Source organism: Alteromonas sp. 1_MG-2023, assembly GCF_030547075.1.
Lineage (GTDB): Bacteria > Pseudomonadota > Gammaproteobacteria > Enterobacterales > Alteromonadaceae > Alteromonas.
On record NZ_JAUOQH010000005.1, the window covers coordinates 59273 to 81641 of the forward strand.

Here is a 22369-nt window from a genome sequence, read left to right on the forward strand (position 1 = left end):
AATCGCTGTTTGGTTACATTCATTTCAACAAATGATTGTGGAATACAAATTGCTGTTTATACATATTACTGATTAATACCTACATAGCTGACTAGTATCTACATAGATGAATAGCAACAGCGAAGATTAAGCAAACGCATTGGTTACCGGTTCAAAAAAGCTGATGTTAATCGCAACAATTAATAACGACGTACCGAGGATGTTATGAAAAAGACCATAGGAATTACTTTAATTGCGGCATCATTAGCCGTTGCAGGCTGTGCAAATGACCCATCTAATTCTCAGAAAGGCGCTGCGATTGGCGCAGTTGTGGGCGCATTATTAGGTAAAGCAACCGGCGATAATGACAAGAGTCGTTACGCATGGGGAGCTGCTGTGGGTGCCATCGCGGGTGGTGCAATTGGTGGCTATATGGACAAGCAAGAGGAAGAATTGCGAAGTGAATTATCAGATACTGGCGTTCAAGTAGTACGTGAAGGTGATAATTTGCGCCTTATCATGCCTGGCGACATTACCTTTGCTACCGATAGTTCTTCTATCAGCCCAAACTTTAACCCAGTACTTCAAGATGTTGCCAAGGTAGTCAACAATTATGAAAAGACAGTGTTGATGATTAAAGGTCACACAGACGACACAGGATCAGAGCAGTACAACCAAGGGTTATCTGAACGCCGTGCGGGTGCGGTAAGAAACGTATTACTTAACTACAGTGTTAACTCAACCCGTATAACTACGGTAGGTATGGGTGAATATCAGCCTAAAGTGCCTAATGACACGCCGGCAAATCGTTCGATGAACCGCCGAGTAGAACTAGAAATTCAACCGCTTACACAATAGACGTTAAATCAATACTTTAGGGCCTTTATAGGCCCTTTTGTTCTTTTAACGTCCCTTTTTTTGATAGTCTTTAATTTGCTGGGCAACATCATCAGCAAGTGGGTTTGGTACTGGAATAGTTAGATGGTATTGACTGACTTTCCATTTGTTATTTTCAAGTATCAATACACCCGTACCTCGCGTGAGGCCTAAACTATCATTGTCCAGCAACTCATCAAACCAAGCGACATCTTGCGCGGGTGAGAAATAGATATGCCTAGAGTGAGGGGTATAGGTCCAGCCCCTTCCTTTAGAAAAGTGAGGTTTTGCATAGGCTTTGAAGTCACTTACAGACCAAACTTCTGAGGCATCCGTTCCAATAAAAACGGCTTTATCACTATATAACGAAAAGTACTCATCGAATTTAGCGTCTGACGCAAATTGGTGAAGTGAATCCAGAATTTGATTTACGTTTTGTTCTTTATTTGCAGGGCTTTCATCTAACTGAGCACCCATTGTATAGAAACTAACTGTACAAATTAGCGCGATAAGTAAACGCATGAAAGACACTCCTAAGGGGTAAAAAGGTTTCACATGAAACAATCGTTAAGTCGCTTTAGAGTATGCGAAAATTTAGCGTTAGCCAATTAGGGCGTTAAATCGGTGGTTTAATCCTACGCCACAAACGCCATGGTAGAATCTCGCAAAATTAACGAAGGTTGAAACATGGTTTGGACGTCATCTTTATAGCCATAAACGACGTTGAGTATATGTCTCGCTGACATAGTGGCCATGTCTGCTATAGGGTTGCTTACCGTTGTAAGTCTTGGGAAAACATGATGAGCAAAGACCGCGTCATCAAAACCGACAATAGACAAATCTTGAGGAAGGTTCATTCCCAAGTCTCTGGCACAACTCATTGCACCCGAGGCCATCCAGTCATTAGCGCAAACCAGTGCAGAAAAAGCGGTATCCCCAGAAAGTAACTCTAATAAACCGGCTTTACCATCTTCCTCAGTATATTGACCTTCGAACACGAGTGACTGCGCGAATGGAAGCCCAGCTTCTTTAAGGGCCCGTTTATGACCGGCTAAACGTTGGTTTGCATCGCATTTGTCAGAAGGACCAGAGATGTAGGCGATGTTCTTATGGCCAAGACTGATTAGATGATGTGTAGCGAGATAGCCACCTTTCTCGTTATCTAACACAATACACCCTTCTCCCACGCCATCGACTTGGCGATTCACTAAAGAAATAGGCAGGCGAGAGGAATTGAGGTTCTGAAGGTAATCATCACTCATTGCTTCAGCGTGCATGATAAGAGCATCACAATTGCGGCTAATTAAAAATTCAACTGCGTCTTGTTCTGTTTCAAGGTTATTATGACCGACCGTGATGATAACGTGCTTATCAGCCGCTCTAAGGGTGGACTCTACCGCTTGCATCAAGTCGCCAAAGAAGGGGGTGTTTAATTCTGACACCAGAATACCGACACTGTCTGAGCGACTGGATGCTAAGGAGCGCGCAACGGGATTTGGGCGATAATTAAGGGCTAACATGGCTTCTTCAACCTTGGCTTTTAAGGTTGGGTTTACAGTAGTTTTACCGTTTAATACCCTAGATACCGTCGAAAGCGATACACCTGCCTTATCAGCTACTTCATAGATTGTTGCCACGTATCACTTCCTCTCACCTCAAAACTAATGCTAAATACTACAGTGCTACACAAGGTTCTTTATATCCAATACGTACGCCATAGCAAAGTGCATTATGCCGTTATTCACACCGATGCGCTACGTCGCTTAAGTAAAGTCTCGGTAACCTCTTGTTGGCGAGCATCAGTAAGCGGGTAAAAAGCAATAAGTAGCGCTCCCGCCACACCGAAACATGCGGGTATCCAGCTCATCAATGCTTGCATGCCAGGTAAGGTTTGCGAGATGGTTTCAACCTGCATGCCGTCATAACCGTAACTTCCTAACACCAATAACACCAAAGCACCTGCAAAACCGCCTCCGGTTTTCTGTACAAAAGAACCAGCTGAATACACAAGCCCTGTTGCCCTTCTTCCTGTACGCCATTCATTGTAGTCTGCAGAATCTCCCAACATGGAAAAGAACAGCGTTGGCATAATAGCGGCGAAGAATTCAGCACCACAACCGAGTACGAATATGCCAGTCACAGAGCCTTGGGGCACAAAATAAATAGCACAAGTGAGCGCACTGCTTGCTAATAGCGAAGTGATAAACAGCATTTTTCTGCCTAAAAGTCGCGATAAGGATGAAGTAGATAGAGCGCCTAATATAGACACCACCAATAGAGCAATAAAGTAATAACCTGTGAGTAGTTCATCGCCAATATAGTATTTAAAATAGTAAGCAATAACGCCATATTTGATACCGTTAAACATCATCGTAAGAAAACCCATTCCAAGCAAAATTACCCAAGGTTTGTTGGTCAGTAAATCGATAATGTCTTGTTGGGAGCGGCTATTTTGAGATTCTGGTCTGTTTACTAAGCGTTTTATAAAAATTGATGTAACGGCAATAATAACAATAAATATGATGCCGCTTAGCCAATTTCGGTAATAGAAAAAGGCTGTAATGGCCGACAGTGGGAAAAGAATTAACGGCAACTGAAAAGACAGATCTTTAAGCTCTTGTCGTAAACATGCGCCATCGTTTTGCACTACCGGAACCCTTTCTTTAGTTGTGGCTACTGTAATGAACATCAATGCCATTAAGAGGGTAGCAAAAAGGTACATGGCATATTGATAGCCTTTTGCGGTATCGCCTCCACCAAAAAATGCTACCAACATGGGCAAGCAACCCATAACTAATAAGCCGCCCATGAAGGCGCCAGCGAAACGAAAGCCTGATAAACTGGTTCGTTCCCTATCATCGCTAGTCATCACACCCATTAATGCTGAGTAAGGTACGTTATTAACAGTGTAAGCTAATGTAAGGCCTAAATAAGTAAGGTAGGCATAGATAAGTTTATATGTATAAGAAAAATCAGGGGTGGTGAAACACAGCACCATAAATAAGCCAAGAAAGGGTGTAGAGCCTAAAATCCAAGGTCTAAACTTCCCCAATTTAGTCTGGGTTCTATCTGCAATCATGCCCATTATGATGTCAGTGACACCATCGCTTAGACGTACGACCAAAAAAAGGATTGCGGCTGCAGCAGCTGTTAAACCAAAGGTATCTGTGTAGAACACCGCCAGATATGCAAGGGCACCACGCCACACAAGATTAGCCGCCGCATCGCCTAGTCCGTATCCTATTTTTTCCCTTACACTTAACGAATGATCCACAACAAATTCCCTTTTCTAGTTATTGTTCGCGACTAGCTAACAAACGTTGATAAGCCTTTGCGCTATTTTTCAGTGTGCGTTCCTGGGTATCAAAATCGACATAAACAAGGCCGAATCGTTTTTCGTAACCTTCCGCCCATTCGAAGTTATCCATTAGGCTCCATGCGAAGTAACCACTCACTTCTACGCCTTCTTTCATCGCCTGGTGAACAGCGTTAAGGTGGCCTGTGTAGTAGTCTATTCTGTCCTCATCATCTACGATACCATCTTCAAGTACATCTGCCATGGCGGCGCCGTTTTCAGTTATATAAACCGGAGGAAGCTTATAACGTTCATGCAAAGACACCAGTAGTTCATGCAAAGCTTCAGGGTAAATTTCCCAGCCGATGTCTGTCAGTGGTGCTTGATGAGCATGCTCGTAAAATAAATCATCAGCATTGCGCGGGGCTGAGTAATGAAGACGAGTATAGAAATTAATGCCCAGAAAATCTAAAGGCTGGCAGATAATTTCCATATCACCTGATTCAATCGGGGGCTTGTCATTATCTGGTAATGCGTCAATAACGTATGGATAACTGCCTTCCATCACGGGCTGCATGTACCACTGATTAATGTATTGATCGGCCATTTCAGTAGCAAGTAAATCGGCTTCTGAATCTGATGCGCTGTAGCATGGCGTAAAATTAAGTACGATACCGCTTAATGCATGAGGCGCATTTTTACGTAATACCTGCATACCTAATCCATGGGCAAGCAAAATATGATGGGCTGCGGCTCGGCCAGATTTTCTTCCATTTCGGCCAGGCGCATGTACGCCAATTTCGTAACCTAAGTAAGCAGAGCAAAATGGTTCATTAAAAGTGGCGTAAGAAAAAACTCTTTCGCCAAGGGCCGCAGTAACTTTATTTGCATAGTTGGCAAAATCATATGCGGTTTGTCGATAAAGCCAGCCTCCCTTTGCCTCTAAATATTGTGGTAAATCCCAATGATAAAGAGTAACAAAAGGTTTGATATTGGCTTCATTAAGCACATCAAGTAATTGGATATAAAATGAAAGGCCTTTTTCATTTAACTTGCCATCTTCATTCATAACCCGTGGCCAAGAAATCGAAAAACGGTACGCATCTATGCCAAGCTTTTTGAGTAATTCAACATCTTCTCGCCACCTAAGAATATGTTCGCAAGCCACTGCCCCATCAGAATTATCCGCGACAGCCCCTGGTGTGCGACAAAAAACATCCCAGATACTTTCCAGACGATTTTCAGCATCACCTTCAATTTGAAAAGATGACGTGGCTGTTCCAAATGTAAATTTTTTATCCAGCATTGGGCTGTTATCGGGTAGCTTGATGTCTTTCATCATTTCATAAAATCCTATTTAAACTCTGGCCTTTTGCAAATTTTGGCCTATTTCAATTCTAGATAATCTAGTGTGGTGAATGCGTAACTGATAAACGCGCTGGAAAGCTTCACCGTTTTGTTTATAACATGACTTTCACAAATTGAGAAAGCGCTTTCTTTGTAAATTTGTTATCTTTTCTCTTTACGTAATAAATTTTCAATTAACATTATAGAGTTATTTGTTTTTCCTTAATTTATCGTTATTTTATTTAATATGCTGTTTTTAAAAGGTTTAATATTAAATTTGTAAAGTTTTCGCTTTGCTTGCATTTGAGTGGTGTGAAGTTGATGTGAAAAAAATGTTGATCTTTAGTTTGATATCACTTAGTTTTGAGAAAGCGCTTTCTCCTGTGGGTGTTTTGTTCGAATACCTGAGAAAGCCCTTTCTTGGGGAGCGCTCATCAATCAGCACAACATAAGAGAGAAAGACAGTGACACATAAAAACCTTAGCAAATCTAAAATCGCTACTAGTCTGTCTTTGGTATTGGGAACAAGCCTAATGTTCTCAGTACAAGCACAGGAAGCGAGTGAAAATGACAATATTGAAGTCATTCAAGTATCAGGAATTCGAAGTAGTGTTCAGGAATCAATGGGCATTAAACGAGATTCAGCGGGTGTTGTTGATGCTATTTCCGCTGAAGATATTGGTAAATTTCCTGATACAAACTTGGCAGAATCTCTTCAACGTATTACCGGTATTTCAATAAGCCGAAACAACGGTGAAGGTAGTCAAATTACGGCGCGTGGTTTTGGCCCCGATTTCAATATGGTCACACTAAACGGTAGAACCATGCCGGGTGCTGCATTGCCAGATGCGGGAAGTGTGGCCAATTCACGTGCGTTTAATTTTTCAGATTTGGCTTCAGAGAGCGTGCGCGCTGTTGAAGTTTATAAAACAGGCCGTGCAAGTATTGCCACTGGTGGTATTGGTGCGTCGGTAAATATACGCACCGCGAGACCTTTCGATGCGTCAGAAACTGGCATCATGGCAAGTATCGGTGCAAAAGCATTACACGACACCACAAATCGTGTGGGTGATGACGTTACCCCTGAACTATCTGGCTTTATTAACTATCTAGATGATGATAGAAAATTTGGCGTAACCTTTACGGGTTCTTATCAACAACGAGACAGTGCGGCGCAAGGGGCATTTGTCAATCAATGGCGAGTAAACCCTTTCGACGGTACCGTTCCCCAATCTCCCGATCCAGCAAATCCAGACAGTGGTGATCCTGTTGTATTAAATAATGCACCTGCCATGGGACAATTATTCGGTATTCCTTCAGATTTACGCTACTACATGGCTGATAGAGAACGTGAGCGCACCAATGCTCAACTTACGTTTCAATATGCGCCTAGCGATAATCTAGTCGCAACACTCGATTACACCTATTCAAAGCAAGACTTATACGAAGCACGGGCTGAACAGTCTATTTGGATGGACGATCGTTACTTCACCGAATTAACCTTCGATGACAATACGGTAAAAACACCGGTTCTTATTACGCAAGAACGCAGAGATTTGTTACCTCGAGATTTAGGTTTAGCGCTGCAAGAGCTTAATCAGGTAAATGAAAATAAGTCACTTGGTTTTAATATTAAGTACTTCGCCACTGATGATTTAACGCTACATTTTGATTTACATAACTCTACTGCAGAAGGTAGACCAGACTCGCCTTACGGAACATGGACAAACCTTGGGCTTGGGGCGAATGTAGCTCGAGGCCAAGGCGTTGATTTTACCGGTGACTTCCCAATCATGTTTTTAGATTTTGATGACGAATCACGGACTAATTTGAACGGTAATGGCGTACTTGATCAAGATGATGTAGGCACCTCGATTCTTGATATGAACTTTGCATCGCAAGAAACCGAGATTACTCAAGCTCGTATAGATGGTAGCTATGCGATGGATACCGGAAGCATTAATTTCGGTATTGAATCACGGGCGATGGAAAGCACTTCACTACAATCATTAACGCGCCATACCATGGGGAACTGGGGTATTGAAAACCCAGGTGAGTTACCCGCAGGCTCGCTAACACCGCTTGATTTAGCCAGTGAGTTCAGTGATTTTGATACCACGGGTATGTTCTCTCAGGGCTACACAGGAAGTGTTGCTGAAATAGGTGCTTTCGCCGCTGAAACCTATGGCTTCGATTTACTGGCAAATAACCCTTATGCCACCAACCGTACCATTGAAGAAGATATCATTTCAGTTTATTTCGAGTTTGATTTATCTGGCGAACTCAATGGAATGGAATACAACTTATTAACCGGTATTCGATACGAAAATACCGATGTGACCTCTATTGCTAACATCAGTTTGCCAAGTGGGATTGCATGGGAAGGTAATAACGACTTTAACGTTCGATTCGGTAGTGATATGGAAGATGTAGAAGTGGATTCAAGTTACGATCACTTCCTTCCCGCATTAGATTTCGACATTGAAGTGATGGAGAACGTAATTGCACGTTTCTCGTATAGCAAAACCATTGCTAGACCTACTTATAATAACTTAAGTGCAGCTTCTACCGTATCAACGCCAAGTAGCCCCACACTGCTAAGTGACAGCACAACCGCAACAGCAAGTTCAGGGAATCCTGCTCTTATCCCTCTTGAATCGGATAACGTAGACGTTTCTCTTGAGTACTACTTTGACGAAACCAGTTATGTATCGGTGGGTTTTTACGACAAACGAGTTAAAAACTTTATTGGTAACGAACAGGTTGAAGAGAACGTATTTGGACTGACTGATGTTACGGCAGGCCCACGTGCCCAAGCGGCGATGGACGAACTTGAAGCGCGCGGTATTCCTATCAGCGATACCTCGCTATTTAACATGGTGGCGGCAATGGAGAATGGCGTCGATTATGATTCTATGACCGATGAGCAGTTTGAAGCGGCTTACGACATTATTCCTAATAGCGACGATCCTTTGATGACCTTCATCAACTCGAAGCCTGTGAATAATAAAAACGCCAATATTTATGGCTTTGAGCTTGCTGCACAGCACTTCTTCGGCGATACCGGTTTTGGTATTCAAGCCAACTATACAACAGTAACCGGTGATATCGGTTTTGATAACAATGCTAGCCCAAGCATCACTCAGTTTGCCCTTGTAGGCTTAAGTGATACTGCCAACCTTATATTTATGTATGAGATGGATGCCCTTCAGGCTCGTATTGCTTATAACTGGCGCGATAAGTTCTTAGACACCACGTCTCAATATGTGAATGAACCTGGTTACACCGAAGCATACTCACAAATCGATTTTAGTATGTCGTATGAAGTGACAGAGGCGTTAACCGTATCTTTTGAAGGTATTAATATTACTGATGAAAATATTCGTCGACACGGCAGAACTAGCGCAATGCTGTGGAAACTCGATGAATTAGGCGCACGCTATGCACTAGGTGCCCGCTACACATTTTAACTTTTTTCCCGTTAGTGCTTTGCCTGTTAAGGTGTAATGCGTTACACCTTAATGGGCTTTTTTGTATACAGTGCATAGTTAACGGCGGCAAAAGGCTAACGGTGGCAAAAAGCGTTTAACTCCCAACAAGCATTAAACTTATGGAAACTAAAATCTAGGAATTGGAAAAAGCGTGTCTGATCTAACGATGAAAAGTAGCCCAGTAAAACATGTAGTGATTGCCGGTGGAGGAACTGCTGGCTGGATGGCCGCGGCCGCGTTATCTAAATTACTGGGAAAGTCGCTATCCATTACCTTAGTTGAGTCTAAAGATATTGGTATAGTGGGTGTAGGCGAGGCGACAATCCCCCCTATTCGTACTTTTCATAAACTGCTCGGCATTGATGAAAAAACCTTTATGCGGGCGACAAAAGCGACCTTCAAATTAGGCATTGAATTTGAAAATTGGCGTGAGCAGGATCACAGCTACATACACTCGTTTGGTGTAACGGGTAGAGAGTGCTGGGCGGGTGAGTTTCATCACTTTTGGCTGCGGGCAAAAGACTTCGGTTTCGGTGGTGATTTCGGTGATTACTGTACTGAATTAAAAGCCGCGAAAGAGTGTAAGTTTGCCTACAGCGAACGTATGCCAATGAACTTCGCTTACCACTTCGATGCAGTGGCTTACGGTCGCTTTTTAAAAGAATTAGCCGTGAAAGCTGGAGTCAATCACATTGAAGGTGACATTCAAAAAGTAAGTAAATGCTCACATACTTCCAATATAAAAAATATAGAGCTTTCAGATGGCACAGCTATAGATGGCGATTTATTTATTGATTGCACGGGTTTTAAAGGGGTATTGATAGAAAAGTCGCTTCATACTGGCTATGAAAACTGGAGCCATTGGCTACCCTGCGATAGTGCATTAGCAGTCCAAACTGAATCAATAGGTGCGCCCATACCTTATACTAAAAGTGTGGCACATTCTGCGGGCTGGCGATGGAAAATTCCCCTGCAAAATCGTGTGGGGAATGGCTTAGTATATTGCAGCAATTATATGAGCGATAGCGAAGCCAAAGAAACACTATTAAACGCCATTGAAGGCGAAAAACTTACCGAACCAAGGACTATTCGATTCACGCCTGGTAAACGTCGATTGGGGTGGAATAAAAATTGTGTAGCACTAGGCCTAGCCAGTGGTTTTATCGAGCCGTTGGAGTCCACCAGCATTCACTTGATCATGACGGGTATTATAAGGCTAATGCGCCTGTTTCCTTTTGAGGGGATAACGCAGTCGGCGGTGGATGAATACAACAATAAATACAACAGCGAAATGGCGGCCATTCTCGATTTCATTGTTATGCATTATAAAGTGACCAATCGTGAAGACAGCCCTTTTTGGGAACACTGCAATAGCATGGACATTCCACCCTCTCTCACCCACAAAATAAATTTATTTAAACAAACCGGAAGAGTGTTCTTAGATGACGGTGACATTTTCCGTGTCGATTCATGGACACAAGTAATGATGGGGCAAGGCTTAGTGCCACAGCAATATCACAAAGTAGCCGATGAAATGTCTGCTACCGAACTTGAACGCTTCTTAGCGGGTTTAAAGCAGCAGGTAGATAATCAAGTATCGGCGCTACCTTCACATCAAGACTTTCTTGAGAAGTATCTGAAATCATAAAACCACCTTTCATCATAAATCGACGTTTGATTATTTCGTTTCACGATAAACTCATTCAACGATAAGACCAATTATCAATTTATCGTGAGTTGTTATTCTATACTCGACATTAAGCACTAATTAATCATTAACTAGGCGCTAATAGGCCTTAAATAACTGATAGGGGTTGGTAGTGACACTGACCACCAGTGCTTGCATGATTTGCACCCTAGCGTGGTGCAGAATTATCTTTGAATAGGAAAATAGACAAATGAAAGCTTACTCAGTATTGGATGTAACCGTTAAAGATGAAACTTGGGTTCCTGCGTATATGGAAAGCGTGGGTGACATAGTGTCGAAACACGGCGGGGTATATTTAGCCAATGGCACCAACTACGAATTTGTTGAAGGTAGCGGCAGTCAGGAAGCAGCGCGAGTTATTATTGAGTGGCCATCTGTAGATGCAGGTAAAGCCTTCATGTCAGATCCTGATTACCTTCCCCACTTAAAAGGGCGTCAAGCAGGTACTATCAGTAATCACTTTTTGATAGAAGGCAAAGCCTGATATTGAATTAGTGCTGCATAAACATTGTGGGCGAAGTGTGTAATGGATTTTCTACTTAAGTTCGCCCTAGTGCACATACCTTCGTTATCAATTAGCTAGGCATATTCCCAATCTGCTTTAAAATACTGCCGAAAGCTTTTCCGCCATTCTTTTGAATTTGTTTATCAAAATATAAACTACCCAATATAAAAACGGTGATGTGGCCTACCGAGCGCCATGTTGCATGGGTTTTTCCATCAACTTCTTTTAAAGTAATTTCACCGAGCTGGTGGTCGTATGGAAGTGGCTTCGATTTCACCACTTTATAACCGAGCTTATAGGGAGGATCGTAAGCAACTATTTCTTCATGCAAGTTGGCTCCACCCGCAATAATCTCTCGCACTGCACCCAGACCATTCTTTTCCAGCTTACCTTCTACAATTAGGTTTGATTCATCCACACCTTTAAATTGCGAATAGTTCACATGGTCACTTAGCTTGGCAAAAACAAAATCTATCGGTTTGTCGATAATGCGCTCTACACTGATTGAAAACATCCACTGCCCTTTTATTTCATCGCGGTTGTGCGTGATTGAATTATCTTTTCAAATATAGAGCAATGAGTATATAGCTCAAATAACCACTTTTAATTTGTAACTATAGGTGAGTAAGGCACTAACTAAGCACTGCTGGTTAAAGCATAAAAAACCTCGCGATTTAGCGAGGCTTCTACATTCATTATTCGACTCACTAAGCGCTAGTGAGCTCTACTCTATATTCTGAATCTGAATGTAGATTCAAATATTAAATTCATCAAAAATCAAATAAATATGGTTGTCGGTGTCTTCATTGCTAACTATTAACCACCAATTTAACCACCAGTGTTTCACTTTCTAGATACGAGCCTATTAGGCTATGCATTACGTTAATTCAACTCCACGCCTGACGCAAAGTATCAGCTTTGAGTATCCCTCTTCAGTTATGTGATAGTTGTTCATGTCTTTATGGATATTATAGTGTCCATAAATTACAAAATAACGCTATAATAGATATTATTGTATCCATTATGGCTGCGTATGAACTTTCCACTTTTAGATGATACCGATGTAAGCCAAGCTTTTGCTACTCATATGCGGGGCTTGCGTAAACAAGCGAAGCTATCGCGAGAGGCACTAGCCCAGCGTAGTTGTGTACCTGCTTCTACCATAAAAAAGTTTGAACTCACCGGACAAATATCATTTCGTCAGCTGCTGCTTTTGTGGCAGTCGCTGGATTCATTAGACAGACTTTATCAACTGACACAAACAACGGCTGACCGCAGTGCTTTACCGACTAGTATAGAAGAGGTGCTTAAAGATGAGCTTTAAATCCATTCAAAAGCTGAATGTGGAACGCACTCTCACAACGGGCGAAACGGTATCGGTAGGTATATTAGCGCAAAACCGTCAGGGTGTTTTCTTTCAGTACGATGAAATTTATATAAGCAGGTTTGGCAATTTATCCCCTTTTACGCTTCAAGGAGATGTACGATTACAGCAAGCACCGAAAGCGCCACACCAAGGCATTCACGGCGTTTTTGGCGATAGTCTTCCCGATGGTTGGGGTTTGTTGTTGCAAGATCGAGTGTTCCGCCAACAAGGTATTTTACCTGCACAAGTAACAGCCATGGATAGACTGGCTTTTGTTGGCCAGCAAGGAATGGGGGCATTGTCTTTTACCCCTGTATCTGAGTTCTCATTCGATCAGCCTTCTGATATTGACTTGGGAACACTTGGGCTTGAAGCCCAAACCTTATTCGATCAGTCCCTCTCTGATGAGTTAGACGGTAGCACTCAACAAGTATTAGCAACCTTGGTAGCCGTCGGCAGCTCCGGTGGTGCTCGCCCTAAAGCGCAAATTTATATGCCCGCTGGCGATGCGACACAATGCCGCACCTATGCGCAGCCTGACGATGAAGCATGGTTAATTAAGTTTACTTCAAAGAACTTAGCCTTGGGCCATGAAGAAGGTTTGTGTGAAGCGGTCTATTTACAAATGGCTGAGCAGGCAAAATGTCAGCCACCGATGTGGCAGCTAATTGAAGCACCTGCGAGTAGCGGCGCTAAAGCATGGCTTGCGTTAAAGCGCTTCGATTACTTACCCGAGCAGGAGAAGGCTGGACGCTTACATATGCACAGTGCTTGCGGCCTATTGGATGCTGATTTTCGAAGCCCTAGCTTAGATTACAGCGATCTGATTAAGGCTAGCCGTCAACTTTGTAAATCACCTGCTGCTGGGCAACTTCAATTTCGTCGCGCAATGTTTAACTTGTTTGCAGCTAACCAAGACGATCACAGTAAAAACTGGGGCTTTTTACAAGCCGATGATGGCAATTGGCAACTCGCCCCATTTTACGATGTAACCTTTAGCCCTCACCCTTTTAATGAACATGCCACCGCCTTTGCAGGGTACGGAAAAGTGCCACCACTCAAAGTGATGCAAAAGCTCGCTGCTAGTGCAGGTTTTGCTAATTGGAAGGAGGCACAACAGTGCATTCAAGAGGTCGTTGATATCATTAGTCAGTTTAGGCCGCTTGCTGAGCAACACGGTGTGAGTAAGATCACTGTGTCAGCGATAGAAAAAACACTTGCAGAGCGTAAGCAAGAAAATGCGGCATTGCTGGTTTGAGATGGCGTTTCTTAAGTTGGCGTAGCATTAAGATAAAACATGAAATCAGGTCGAAATGAACCTTGACCTTGTGGTAGCGGTAAAAAGTACAAACGTTGCTGCATTTCTGAAGCAATGTATACCGTAGTACCCAGTATGGCTTGCTACTGACTCTAAGTATGAGTTACAACCCCTCATATAAATATTGAGTCTACATAAGTGGGTAATGCGAGGCATTTATGGTTCTGGCCGGGAGTTGGAAAAATAAATAAAGCCCTGATATACAGGGCTTTACGGGGAAGTTTGGTTCCAGTGAGGAGTTTATTCGATATTTTGAATCTGCTCGCGCATTTGCTCAATCAATACCTTAAGTTCAACGGCTGATTGGGTAATGTCGGTGTTAATTGATTTTGACCCTAGCGTGTTCGACTCTCGGTTAAATTCCTGCATCATAAAATCTAAACGACGGCCTACTGCCCCGCCCTTTTTAAGAATATTTCGGGTTTCTATTACGTGGGCATTTAAGCGGTCTAGCTCTTCAGCTACATCGACTTTTTGCGCTAGCATAATCATTTCTTGTTCGAAGCGGCCTGCATCAAGCTCAATTTTGGCTTCTTCGAAGCGTGCTTGTACTTTTTCTCGCTGCCACACCATAATTTCAGGCATACGGGCGGTCACTTTCTTGGCTTCTACTTCAATGGCGTCTAAGCGCTGAGTAATCATACCTTTTAACGCTTCGCCTTCGGTGGCGCGGGCGCTTATAAAGTCGGTAAGTGCTTGGTCGAACGCAGCCATAACATCGCCATGAATGGTGTCCATGTCGGCTTCTTCGGCCGCAATCACACCTGGCCAGCGCAGTACGTCTAACGGGTTAACACCGGTAGATTGGCCATGAGCCTGTACCCAGTCGGCGGCGTGAAGCACTTGTTTAGCTAGTGCTTCGTTAAGGCTAAGTTTGGTTACAGCAGCATCGTTGGCGGTGAAACGTAAAGCGCACTCTACTTTACCGCGCGCTAGTTTCTTTCTGAAACGTTCACGAAGCACCGGCTCTAAAGAGCGGAATTGCTCGGGTAAGCGGAAGTAGGTTTCTAGGAAACGTTGGTTAACTGAGCGTATTTCCCATACGGCCGATCCCCAGTCTTTTTTAGTTTCTACCCGCGCAAACGCGGTCATGCTGTAAATCATAAATGGTCCTTTTATTGCACTTTTGCAAATGAAAGCCTGCAAAAACAACCCGCTGTCGCGCATTGTGTCATCTATATCCTAAGGCAGGTTTTCTTGTATTCACTATAGTAGCCTACATTGATAAAGGTTCGATATGTTAAAAGGGCGAAAGTTCGTTTTTAACAGCTGGTATTAGTGCGTTATACTTACCGCCCAAACTCAGGCTTGTTTACACACTTACCTAATAGTAAGCGGGTTACTTGCTAGAATTATTTCTTTTATAAGCATTCATCTCGTGGAGAACTCTATGCGTCCAAGCGGCAGAACCGCCAATCAAATTCGCCCAGTTACTATTACTCGTCAGTACACCTGTCACGCCGAAGGCTCAGTGCTGGTGGAGTTCGGCAACACTAAAGTGTTGTGTAACGCCACGGTTGAAGAAGGTGTGCCTCGTTTCATGAAGGGCCAAGGTAAAGGCTGGATCACGGCGGAATACAGCATGCTTCCTCGTGCTACTCATACCCGTAGTGGTCGTGAAGCGGCTCGTGGTAAGCAAGGTGGCCGTACGCTAGAAATTCAACGCCTTATTGCCCGCTCGCTTCGCGCTGCAGTAGATTTGAAACTACTGGGTGAAAACACTATTACGCTTGATTGTGATGTTATTCAAGCCGACGGTGGCACGCGTACTGCGTCTATTACTGGTGCATGTGTGGCTTTGGTTGATGCGTTAACGTATATGCGCAGCAAAGGTATTTTGAAAGCTAATCCACTGAAGCACATGATTGCGGCATTGTCAGTAGGTATTTATAAAGGCACGCCTATTGCCGACCTTGAATACACAGAAGACTCAGTAGCTGAAACCGACATGAACATCGTCATGACAGAAACGGGCAAGCTTATTGAAGTACAAGGTACTGCAGAAGGCGAACCGTTTGCGTTTGAAGAGCTTGATGAAATGCTAACTATTGCTAAGCATGGCTTACGTGAATTGTTCGAGATTCAAAAAGCAGCACTGGCGTAAGGAGTTACCATGAAAGCGTTTCAGCGCAGTTTTATTGAATTTGCCATTGAACGTGGTGTACTTAAATTTGGTGAGTTCACTTTAAAGTCTGGCCGTGTGAGCCCGTACTTTTTTAACGCAGGGTTATTTAATTCTGGTGGTGACTTAGCCAAGTTGGGGCGCTTTTATGCCGATGCATTAGTGGATGCTGGGGTTGAGTTCGACGTACTGTTCGGCCCTGCTTACAAAGGTATTCCTATCGCGACGACTACAGCAGTAGCCTTAGCCGATAGCCATCATCGTGACGTGCCTTATTGCTTTAACCGCAAAGAAGCAAAAACTCACGGTGAAGGTGGCAACTTAGTAGGTAGCCCGTTGGAAGGTCGCATTATGTTAGTTGATGATGTGATTACCGCAGGTACGGCTATTCGTGAATCTATGACCTTGATACAGCAGCACAATGCTAGCTTGTCAGGCGTGCTAATTGCCCTTGATAGACAAGAGCGCGGTAAGGGTAAATTATCTGCTATTCAAGAAGTAGAGCGTGATTTTGATACCACGGTTATCGCCATTGTAACGTTAGCTGATGTAGTGACTTTCTTGACAGAGCAAGATAACAAAGCTGATGAAATTAATGCGATAAACACTTACCGTGAAACCTACGGTATATAAGTATGACGTCTGAGTTTCAACAAGCTTTTGATAAAGCCACAACGCATTTAGATGCGTTGGGGCTTCGTTGCCCTGAACCCGTGATGATGGTGCGTTTGCAAATTCGTAAGCTGGAAGAAGGGCAAACCTTGTCGGTAACGGCAGATGACCCTTCAACGGCTCGTGATGTGCCCAGTTTTTGTCGATTTATGGAACATACCTTGGTGGCATCACAAACCGATGTTATGCCGTATCAGTACGTTATCAAAAAAGGTCTGTAGGGCAACAGCTCTGGGCCTAGGTTCGACGATATTTAGCTTCAAACCCGCAATAAATACCAAACATAATAAATCCAATCCCTACAGCGGCAAGCATGTATAGTCCGAATGTTTGTTGAGTGAGGGTTTGTAACGCTAGCTGTAATCCACCAGCTTCAGACGGATCGTTCTTTACCGCTGATATCACAAAGAAACTGCCTACCAGTAAATACACCACACCTCTGGCAAAATAGCCTATTCTACCAACCACTGTGGTAGCTTTTCGCTTGTGGCCCGTTAGCTTTGCTTGCTCAAATTTTTTGAGAAAATCGGCTTTGTAAGCGTGCTTAAACTGCATAAACGCGAATACAAGAACTCCGACACCAATGGCAGCAACTAAATAGGTTCCCCATTGATATTGCAAAAGTTGATGGCTTACCTGTTCCCCTTTTGAACCGCTACCACTAGAACTGCCACCTGTGTTACTACCTATTAGTACTTTTGCACCTAAAAACGCAGCACCAAAATAAAATATACCTGATACAAACAAAAATACTCGCATGATGATGTCTTTGGCTTTTGTCATATCTAGCGATTCAGTATTTAGAATACTTTGAAGCCAGCGCCATAGTGCATAGCTAACTAAACCAGCCACTAAAATACTCAAAAGTACTTGCCCGAAAGGCTGTGATTTCACTGTCACAAAGACTTGTTCTTGTGTCGCTTTTTCACGGCCTACGGCAGTTATTACCGAGGATAGAATGAAAACCCCAAGCATGGAATACATGATGGTTTTTGCGCTGTAACCAACGCTGGCAATGGCTGAGAGCCAGTTTGATGTGTCGCGCACGGCGCGTTCCTCGTTCAGAATAATTGAAACTTGTTTTTAAAGTATCAAGAATTGAACCAACGCGGTAAGCAGGTAATATTAACTACTCTTGGTTGCCGCTTACTGCTTGCAACAGAAGCAACTGTAATTGCTGTTTGCTTCGTGAGCAGTTGCAATGAATATCAGAAACATGCAAATTCTGGCCACTCAACATTTTTCGAAGCACGGACGCCTTAACGTTTACCGATATGAAGTCGTTATTATCCTGAATAGTGTCTACTTTCATGCTAATTTCCCTCGCCTTAAAAGTTTAGTAGTGTCGTATTGAGTGCAATATGTTTTGCCGGTAATAGGTTATCCCACTAATGCAGCGTAAGCGCTTGTTGGTGCTCGTGGGGCATAGCACCACTTCCTTTCTCAAGGGCCAGCTGAATAGCGCAAATAAGCTTACACACAGAAGGCTTACTGGCGTGTAAAGGAAGTATGGCAATGAGTTGCTGGTGACACTCTTGTAAAATTTGGTGAGCTTCATGTTTCTTTTCTTCTTTGTGCAGCAAAGAGGCTAAGTACATGGCCATGGTCCCGAAAGCTAGAATGTCTTCATGAATGGACTTTTCAACGATATCGTTAACCGGTTGCAAGGCGGTGAGCACCACTTTAGCGGCTTCGAAGGTTTGATAACCGAGTGTTCTCGCCTCGTTTAACTTACCTGCTTGATGAGCCTGCTGCGTTTGTACTTGCATCGCAGTTCTGTGCTCACGGGCATGAGAAGGGTTGAGCTGTAACCACTTCTTATAGACTGGACATAATCGCTGTAAATTCATAATTTGCACCTCCTAAAACCACATTAGTGCAAATGAGAATTATTATCAAATGTAAAATTGAAAATTTTTATCGTTGTAATTTACAAAGCAGATTACGTTTTTCGCTCAACGTTAAAAAATACTCAGCCTTTCAGTATATTAACCGCATACCAGGTACCAACAACTAAAATAGTAAGTATTGCGATGGCCGCATATTTATATTTTTTTATCAGTTGTTCTGCTTTGTTGCCGGCAAAGTACACTACAGCCGCCAATCCAAAATAGCGTAATGCGCGTGCAATCACGGTGGCTAATAAAAACAGTGCTAGTGAAAACTTAGTAGCGCCCGCGGCTAGCATGGCTACTTGGAAAGGAATGGGAGCAATGCCTAATGTCATCACAAACCAAAACCCTTGGTTTTGCATTTGTTGTTTAACATTGTCGAATTGTTGTTGGCTGAAAAAGGTATCTACTACCCATTGGCCGAGTAAATCAAATAAGTAGTACCCCATCGCGTAACCAAATAGAGCGCCGACCACACAGCCTAAGGTTGCCATTAAGGCTATTAGCCATAGTTTATCTCGGCGGGCCTGCATTAGTGGCACCATAACGGCCTCTAGGGGGATGGGCACAATAGTTGACTCTAAAAAAGATGCCAATGTAATACCGGTAAGCATGTGCTTGGAGTCTACAAGTTGCTTAGTCTTTTTCTTTAAGCTTTTACCTAGTGCCATCTTTTATTTGTACTACCTTAAGATTGATGCGGCCTTGGACGTCAAGGCCTTACCATTATTGTTTGTAAACTTTTCCGCCTTTCATCACAAAAGACACACTTTCCATTAGCGAGATGTCTTCTAGCGGATCGCCTACCACGGCTACTAAATCGGCCAGTTTACCGGCTTCAAGCGTACCTAAAGTATCGCTAACACCTAGCAATTCCGCACTATTCGCGGTGGCGCTCAATAGCGCATCTGCTTCTGACATACCGGCTTCTACCATTAAGGAAAACTCTTGCGCATTATCGCCATGCGCTGAAACCCCGCTGTCTGTTCCAAAAGCAACTTTCACGCCTGCTTTGTGAGCTTTCCCAAAAGTATTTTGAATAAGGGGGCCAATTGCCGCCGCTTTAGGGCGTACCAAATCAGGAAAGTATCCGTCTATCTTGGCTTTGTCGGCAACAAATTTACCCGCCAGAATGGTAGGCACATAGTAAGTGCCTTTTTGTTTCATTAAGTCACGGATTTCATCATCCATATAGGTGCCGTGTTCAATAGAATCTACGCCCGCTACTATGGCGCGTTTCATCCCTTCTTTTCCGTGAGCATGGACCGCGACTGTCATACTGTAATCTTTCGCGGTCTCAACAATTGCGTCTAGCTCATCGGTCATAAATTGTGGGTTTTGCCCACTTTTTGCGACACTAAGCACCCCCCCAGTGGCGGTGATTTTGATTAAATCTGCACCGTCTTGATAACGTGAACGCACTGCTTCACGGGCTTCCACTTCACCGTTAACAACACCTTGTTTGGGTCCAACGTCGGGGCGAAGTAAGTGTGCAAAGCCATTACTAGGGTCGGCATGTCCACCAGTAGTCGCAATTGATTTACCTACCGTAAAAATGCGAGGGCCAATGGCATAGCCTTTATTGATTGCGTTTCGAAGGGCTACGGTTTCGTGATAGCCGTCACCTAAATTGCGTACCGTGGTAAATCCGGCGTCCAGCGTAATTTTTGCATAATAAGCGGCCTTAAGTGCGTAATCAGCTTCGTTTAAGGAAAAGCGCTCTAAATAGGTTTGCGGGCCACCATGTTGGGAAGATAGATGTACGTGCATGTCCATCAAGCCTGGCATTACCGTCGCGTGCTTTAAATCGATAACCGTGTCTGATGCCGAGGGCGTGCTATAGCCAGGCTCTATAGACGTAATTTTATTGCCGTCAATAACAATGGTCACTTCGCTTTGAAGTTTGTCGGACGTACCCGTGAAAGCTTTTCCTGCATGTACTATTGTGGCTGAAAGTGCGGGAGCTGATAATGCTATTGAAAATGTGCTCAATGATGCTACACCAAGGGAAATAGCGAATGAAGTCAGTGTCTTTTTCATGTTGGTTCTTCTTATGCTGTGAATAGACGAAGAACCAATGTAGATCACCAGCAAAGCCAACGCAAAAATTTGCGTTATTTACCCAGTCTTACCTTTCAACTTTTCTTTGCTCGTTTATTTTGTGTACCAGATCATTTTCCCAGCACGGAACCGATAACAAAAGGGGTAGCATTCGACATCACCACAAATTGGGTTTCATCGCCGGTTTGCTGCTCTTTCGCCTGTTCTAATAGTTGATAGTACACATTTTGATGTAAACGGGCCCACAAGTTGCGCCTAACGAGCACATAAGGGATTGGGGTAGCATCGGTGTCTTGTAAGTCTGCAGGTGGCTTACGTAACGTCAATTGCTGTGGTGAGGTCAGCGATATTACATCGCCAGTTTGCGTAATGAGTGCTAAACATTCGTTATCGAAACGCCACTCGGTAATTAAAAAAGGTACGTCTTCTACGGTAATCCCCACTTTTTCAACAGGGGTCACCAAAAAATAACTATCGTCTTCTTTTTTAAGTACAGAGGCGAACAACTTAACTAAGCTTGCACGGCCAATCGGGCTACCTTCATAAAACCAGCGGCCATCTAATGCGATAGTTAAATTAATATCACCGCAAAATGGTGGATCCCACTTTTCGACAGGCGGGAGTGGGCGCGTCTTGTCAGACGTGCCCTTTAACTGTTGTTGGAACCTAGTTAGATCCATTTTCTTCAAGCAACACTTTAATTTCACGCAACTTCGCTTTAATACGGCGCATGTTATCTGGGCCAGTACGAAGCAATTGTTTTTGTGGCTCGTTTAGGTTTTCTAAGCGAGGGTCGGTGTACTTATAGGTAACAGAGTCGGTATACACTTCTACCGGCACAGGTACTTCAGGCGTATCTAATAATTGATCAATAGCTTCAAGCACCACTTCATTGAAGTTCTTGTCCGAATCGCCAATTTCTGCATATTTATCTTGAATGTCACCTTTATAAATATCGTACATACCCAATAGCGCTTGGCTATCAAATGATTCAAGCATGTTTACGTAAGGTGTGTAACGCTTATAGCTGGCGGCATCTATCCATTGCTTATCAGCCTGTGAATAAACGCGAAAGGTTTGTTCTGGCGGCGTTAGTAACTGATGATTAGGTGCCATTTCATCATTAGCTAAGTTGGTTACCGATACTACAAAGCGCTGCAATAAGCCTTCGTTAACTAGCATACGGTTAACACTGTCGTCAGTAGCATTGGATATATCTAATAGCGATGTTTTAATCGCAGGGTCGCTAACATCTAAAGGCTCAGGATCGGGTTCAACTGGCTCCGGCATAGGCGCTACTTCGTCAGTTTCTTCAAGCTCTAGCGGCGGTGGTGCAGGTTTTGTTTCAAAAACGTCTGGCGCTTCTTCAACAGGAGGCTCAATTTCTGGTTGAACAACCTCAGGCTCGGGCTCTACAGGGGCTTCTTCTTTAGAAGGCCAGAACACGATAGCCAAAATGATGACAATTATTACCCCGATAATAAGAAAATGGGGGCCTAACGTACGCTTTTCTGACGACTCGCTCATAATATCTCCGCTGCAAAAACTGATCTAATAATAATACTATCAGAGATAACACCCAATATTTGAATATCACGCAAGAGAATTGTTCTCTGATGCAGGTAATTTCCTTATTTAGAACACTTTTTAACGTAATTGGTTCGCAATTCGATCGCAATTCAGCTTAATTTACTCTCGGTTCGCCTTCCACTCTAGCCTACTTAGTTAATTGAAGGC

Annotated in this window: 22 protein-coding genes and 1 pseudogene; 10 read left to right on the forward strand and 13 right to left on the reverse strand. The window is 43.4% G+C overall.

The window, feature by feature from the left end:
• Positions 1 to 204 precede the first annotated feature (204 nt).
• Positions 205 to 837, forward strand: coding sequence for an OmpA family protein (locus tag Q4561_RS06895; protein ID WP_303458611.1), 633 nt, complete (start codon positions 205 to 207; stop codon positions 835 to 837).
• Between the two features lie 45 nt (positions 838 to 882).
• On the opposite strand, the gene Q4561_RS06900 is transcribed toward Q4561_RS06895, so the two are convergent.
• The 4 genes from Q4561_RS06900 to Q4561_RS06915 form a co-directional block, all read right to left on the reverse strand.
• Positions 883 to 1377: a nuclear transport factor 2 family protein gene (locus Q4561_RS06900; RefSeq protein WP_303458613.1), complete on the reverse strand. Its 495-nt coding sequence runs from the start codon at positions 1375 to 1377 to the stop codon at positions 883 to 885.
• 113 nt (positions 1378 to 1490) lie between these two features.
• Positions 1491 to 2492 (reverse strand): LacI family DNA-binding transcriptional regulator, encoded by a 1002-nt coding sequence (locus Q4561_RS06905; RefSeq protein ID WP_303458614.1) that lies wholly within the window; start codon positions 2490 to 2492, stop codon positions 1491 to 1493.
• A gap of 104 nt (positions 2493 to 2596) precedes the next feature.
• Positions 2597 to 4129, reverse strand: coding sequence for an MFS transporter (locus Q4561_RS06910; protein ID WP_303458616.1), 1533 nt, complete (start codon positions 4127 to 4129; stop codon positions 2597 to 2599).
• 19 nt (positions 4130 to 4148) lie between these two features.
• Positions 4149 to 5489: a GH1 family beta-glucosidase gene (locus tag Q4561_RS06915; RefSeq protein WP_303459009.1), complete on the reverse strand. Its 1341-nt coding sequence runs from the start codon at positions 5487 to 5489 to the stop codon at positions 4149 to 4151.
• A gap of 541 nt (positions 5490 to 6030) precedes the next feature.
• On the opposite strand from Q4561_RS06915, the gene Q4561_RS06920 reads away from it, so the two are divergent.
• The 3 genes from Q4561_RS06920 (at position 6031) to Q4561_RS06930 (ending at position 11180) form a co-directional block, all read left to right on the forward strand.
• The gene (locus Q4561_RS06920; RefSeq protein WP_303458618.1) at positions 6031 to 8967 is read left to right on the forward strand and encodes a TonB-dependent receptor; all 2937 of its coding nucleotides are present in this window, start codon (positions 6031 to 6033) and stop codon (positions 8965 to 8967) included.
• A gap of 187 nt (positions 8968 to 9154) precedes the next feature.
• Positions 9155 to 10636: a tryptophan halogenase family protein gene (locus tag Q4561_RS06925; RefSeq protein ID WP_303459010.1), complete on the forward strand. Its 1482-nt coding sequence runs from the start codon at positions 9155 to 9157 to the stop codon at positions 10634 to 10636.
• Positions 10637 to 10886: 250 nt separating this feature from the next.
• On the forward strand, positions 10887 to 11180 hold the full coding sequence (locus tag Q4561_RS06930; protein ID WP_303458620.1) for a DUF1330 domain-containing protein: 294 nt from the start codon (positions 10887 to 10889) through the stop codon (positions 11178 to 11180).
• A gap of 91 nt (positions 11181 to 11271) precedes the next feature.
• Here Q4561_RS06930 and Q4561_RS06935 read toward each other — a convergent pair whose 3' ends face one another.
• Positions 11272 to 11715 (reverse strand): SRPBCC family protein, encoded by a 444-nt coding sequence (locus Q4561_RS06935; RefSeq protein ID WP_303458622.1) that lies wholly within the window; start codon positions 11713 to 11715, stop codon positions 11272 to 11274.
• Positions 11716 to 12234: 519 nt separating this feature from the next.
• Between Q4561_RS06935 and Q4561_RS06940 the strand changes: the two genes are divergently transcribed.
• The 3 genes and pseudogenes from Q4561_RS06940 to Q4561_RS19815 form a co-directional block, all read left to right on the forward strand.
• On the forward strand, positions 12235 to 12525 hold the full coding sequence (locus tag Q4561_RS06940) for a helix-turn-helix transcriptional regulator (protein WP_303458624.1): 291 nt from the start codon (positions 12235 to 12237) through the stop codon (positions 12523 to 12525).
• Positions 12515 to 13825: a type II toxin-antitoxin system HipA family toxin gene (locus Q4561_RS06945; RefSeq protein WP_303458625.1), complete on the forward strand. Its 1311-nt coding sequence runs from the start codon at positions 12515 to 12517 to the stop codon at positions 13823 to 13825. Before Q4561_RS06940 ends, Q4561_RS06945 begins: the two co-directional genes overlap by 11 nt.
• A gap of 66 nt (positions 13826 to 13891) precedes the next feature.
• Positions 13892 to 13975 (forward strand): annotated as a pseudogene (locus Q4561_RS19815) (SEC-C metal-binding domain-containing protein); the annotation flags it as partial.
• Positions 13976 to 14125: 150 nt separating this feature from the next.
• On the opposite strand, the gene Q4561_RS06950 reads toward Q4561_RS19815, so the two are convergent.
• Positions 14126 to 14989 (reverse strand): YicC/YloC family endoribonuclease, encoded by an 864-nt coding sequence (locus Q4561_RS06950; RefSeq protein ID WP_303458626.1) that lies wholly within the window; start codon positions 14987 to 14989, stop codon positions 14126 to 14128.
• Positions 14990 to 15275: 286 nt separating this feature from the next.
• Here Q4561_RS06950 and rph point away from each other — a divergent pair, with 286 nt between their 5' ends.
• From rph to tusA, 3 genes are read left to right on the forward strand one after another with little or no spacing between them, the layout of a single operon-like run.
• The gene (gene rph / locus Q4561_RS06955) at positions 15276 to 15989 is read left to right on the forward strand and encodes a ribonuclease PH (RefSeq protein ID WP_303458627.1); all 714 of its coding nucleotides are present in this window, start codon (positions 15276 to 15278) and stop codon (positions 15987 to 15989) included.
• A gap of 9 nt (positions 15990 to 15998) precedes the next feature.
• Positions 15999 to 16640: an orotate phosphoribosyltransferase gene (gene pyrE / locus Q4561_RS06960; protein ID WP_303458628.1), complete on the forward strand. Its 642-nt coding sequence runs from the start codon at positions 15999 to 16001 to the stop codon at positions 16638 to 16640.
• Positions 16641 to 16642: 2 nt separating this feature from the next.
• Entirely contained in the window at positions 16643 to 16900 is a 258-nt protein-coding gene (gene tusA / locus Q4561_RS06965) for a sulfurtransferase TusA (protein ID WP_303458629.1), read from the forward strand.
• Positions 16901 to 16916: 16 nt separating this feature from the next.
• On the opposite strand, the gene Q4561_RS06970 is transcribed toward tusA, so the two are convergent.
• The 7 genes from Q4561_RS06970 to Q4561_RS07000 all read right to left on the reverse strand — a co-directional run bounded on the left by Q4561_RS06970 (position 16917) and on the right by Q4561_RS07000 (position 22159).
• Positions 16917 to 17726, reverse strand: a complete 810-nt coding sequence (locus tag Q4561_RS06970; protein WP_303458630.1) for a DUF1206 domain-containing protein — start codon at positions 17724 to 17726, stop codon at positions 16917 to 16919.
• A gap of 82 nt (positions 17727 to 17808) precedes the next feature.
• Entirely contained in the window at positions 17809 to 17991 is a 183-nt protein-coding gene (locus Q4561_RS06975; RefSeq protein WP_303458631.1) for a hypothetical protein, read from the reverse strand.
• 76 nt (positions 17992 to 18067) lie between these two features.
• Positions 18068 to 18529, reverse strand: a complete 462-nt coding sequence (locus Q4561_RS06980; RefSeq protein ID WP_303458632.1) for a hypothetical protein — start codon at positions 18527 to 18529, stop codon at positions 18068 to 18070.
• A gap of 122 nt (positions 18530 to 18651) precedes the next feature.
• Positions 18652 to 19242, reverse strand: coding sequence for a YqaA family protein (locus tag Q4561_RS06985; RefSeq protein ID WP_303458633.1), 591 nt, complete (start codon positions 19240 to 19242; stop codon positions 18652 to 18654).
• 55 nt (positions 19243 to 19297) lie between these two features.
• Entirely contained in the window at positions 19298 to 20611 is a 1314-nt protein-coding gene (locus Q4561_RS06990; RefSeq protein ID WP_303458634.1) for an amidohydrolase family protein, read from the reverse strand.
• Positions 20612 to 20742: 131 nt separating this feature from the next.
• Positions 20743 to 21312, reverse strand: coding sequence for a DUF1285 domain-containing protein (locus Q4561_RS06995; protein WP_303458635.1), 570 nt, complete (start codon positions 21310 to 21312; stop codon positions 20743 to 20745).
• Positions 21299 to 22159 (reverse strand): DUF3014 domain-containing protein, encoded by an 861-nt coding sequence (locus tag Q4561_RS07000; protein WP_303458636.1) that lies wholly within the window; start codon positions 22157 to 22159, stop codon positions 21299 to 21301. The genes Q4561_RS06995 and Q4561_RS07000 overlap by 14 nt, the downstream gene beginning before the upstream one ends.
• Positions 22160 to 22369 lie beyond the last annotated feature (210 nt).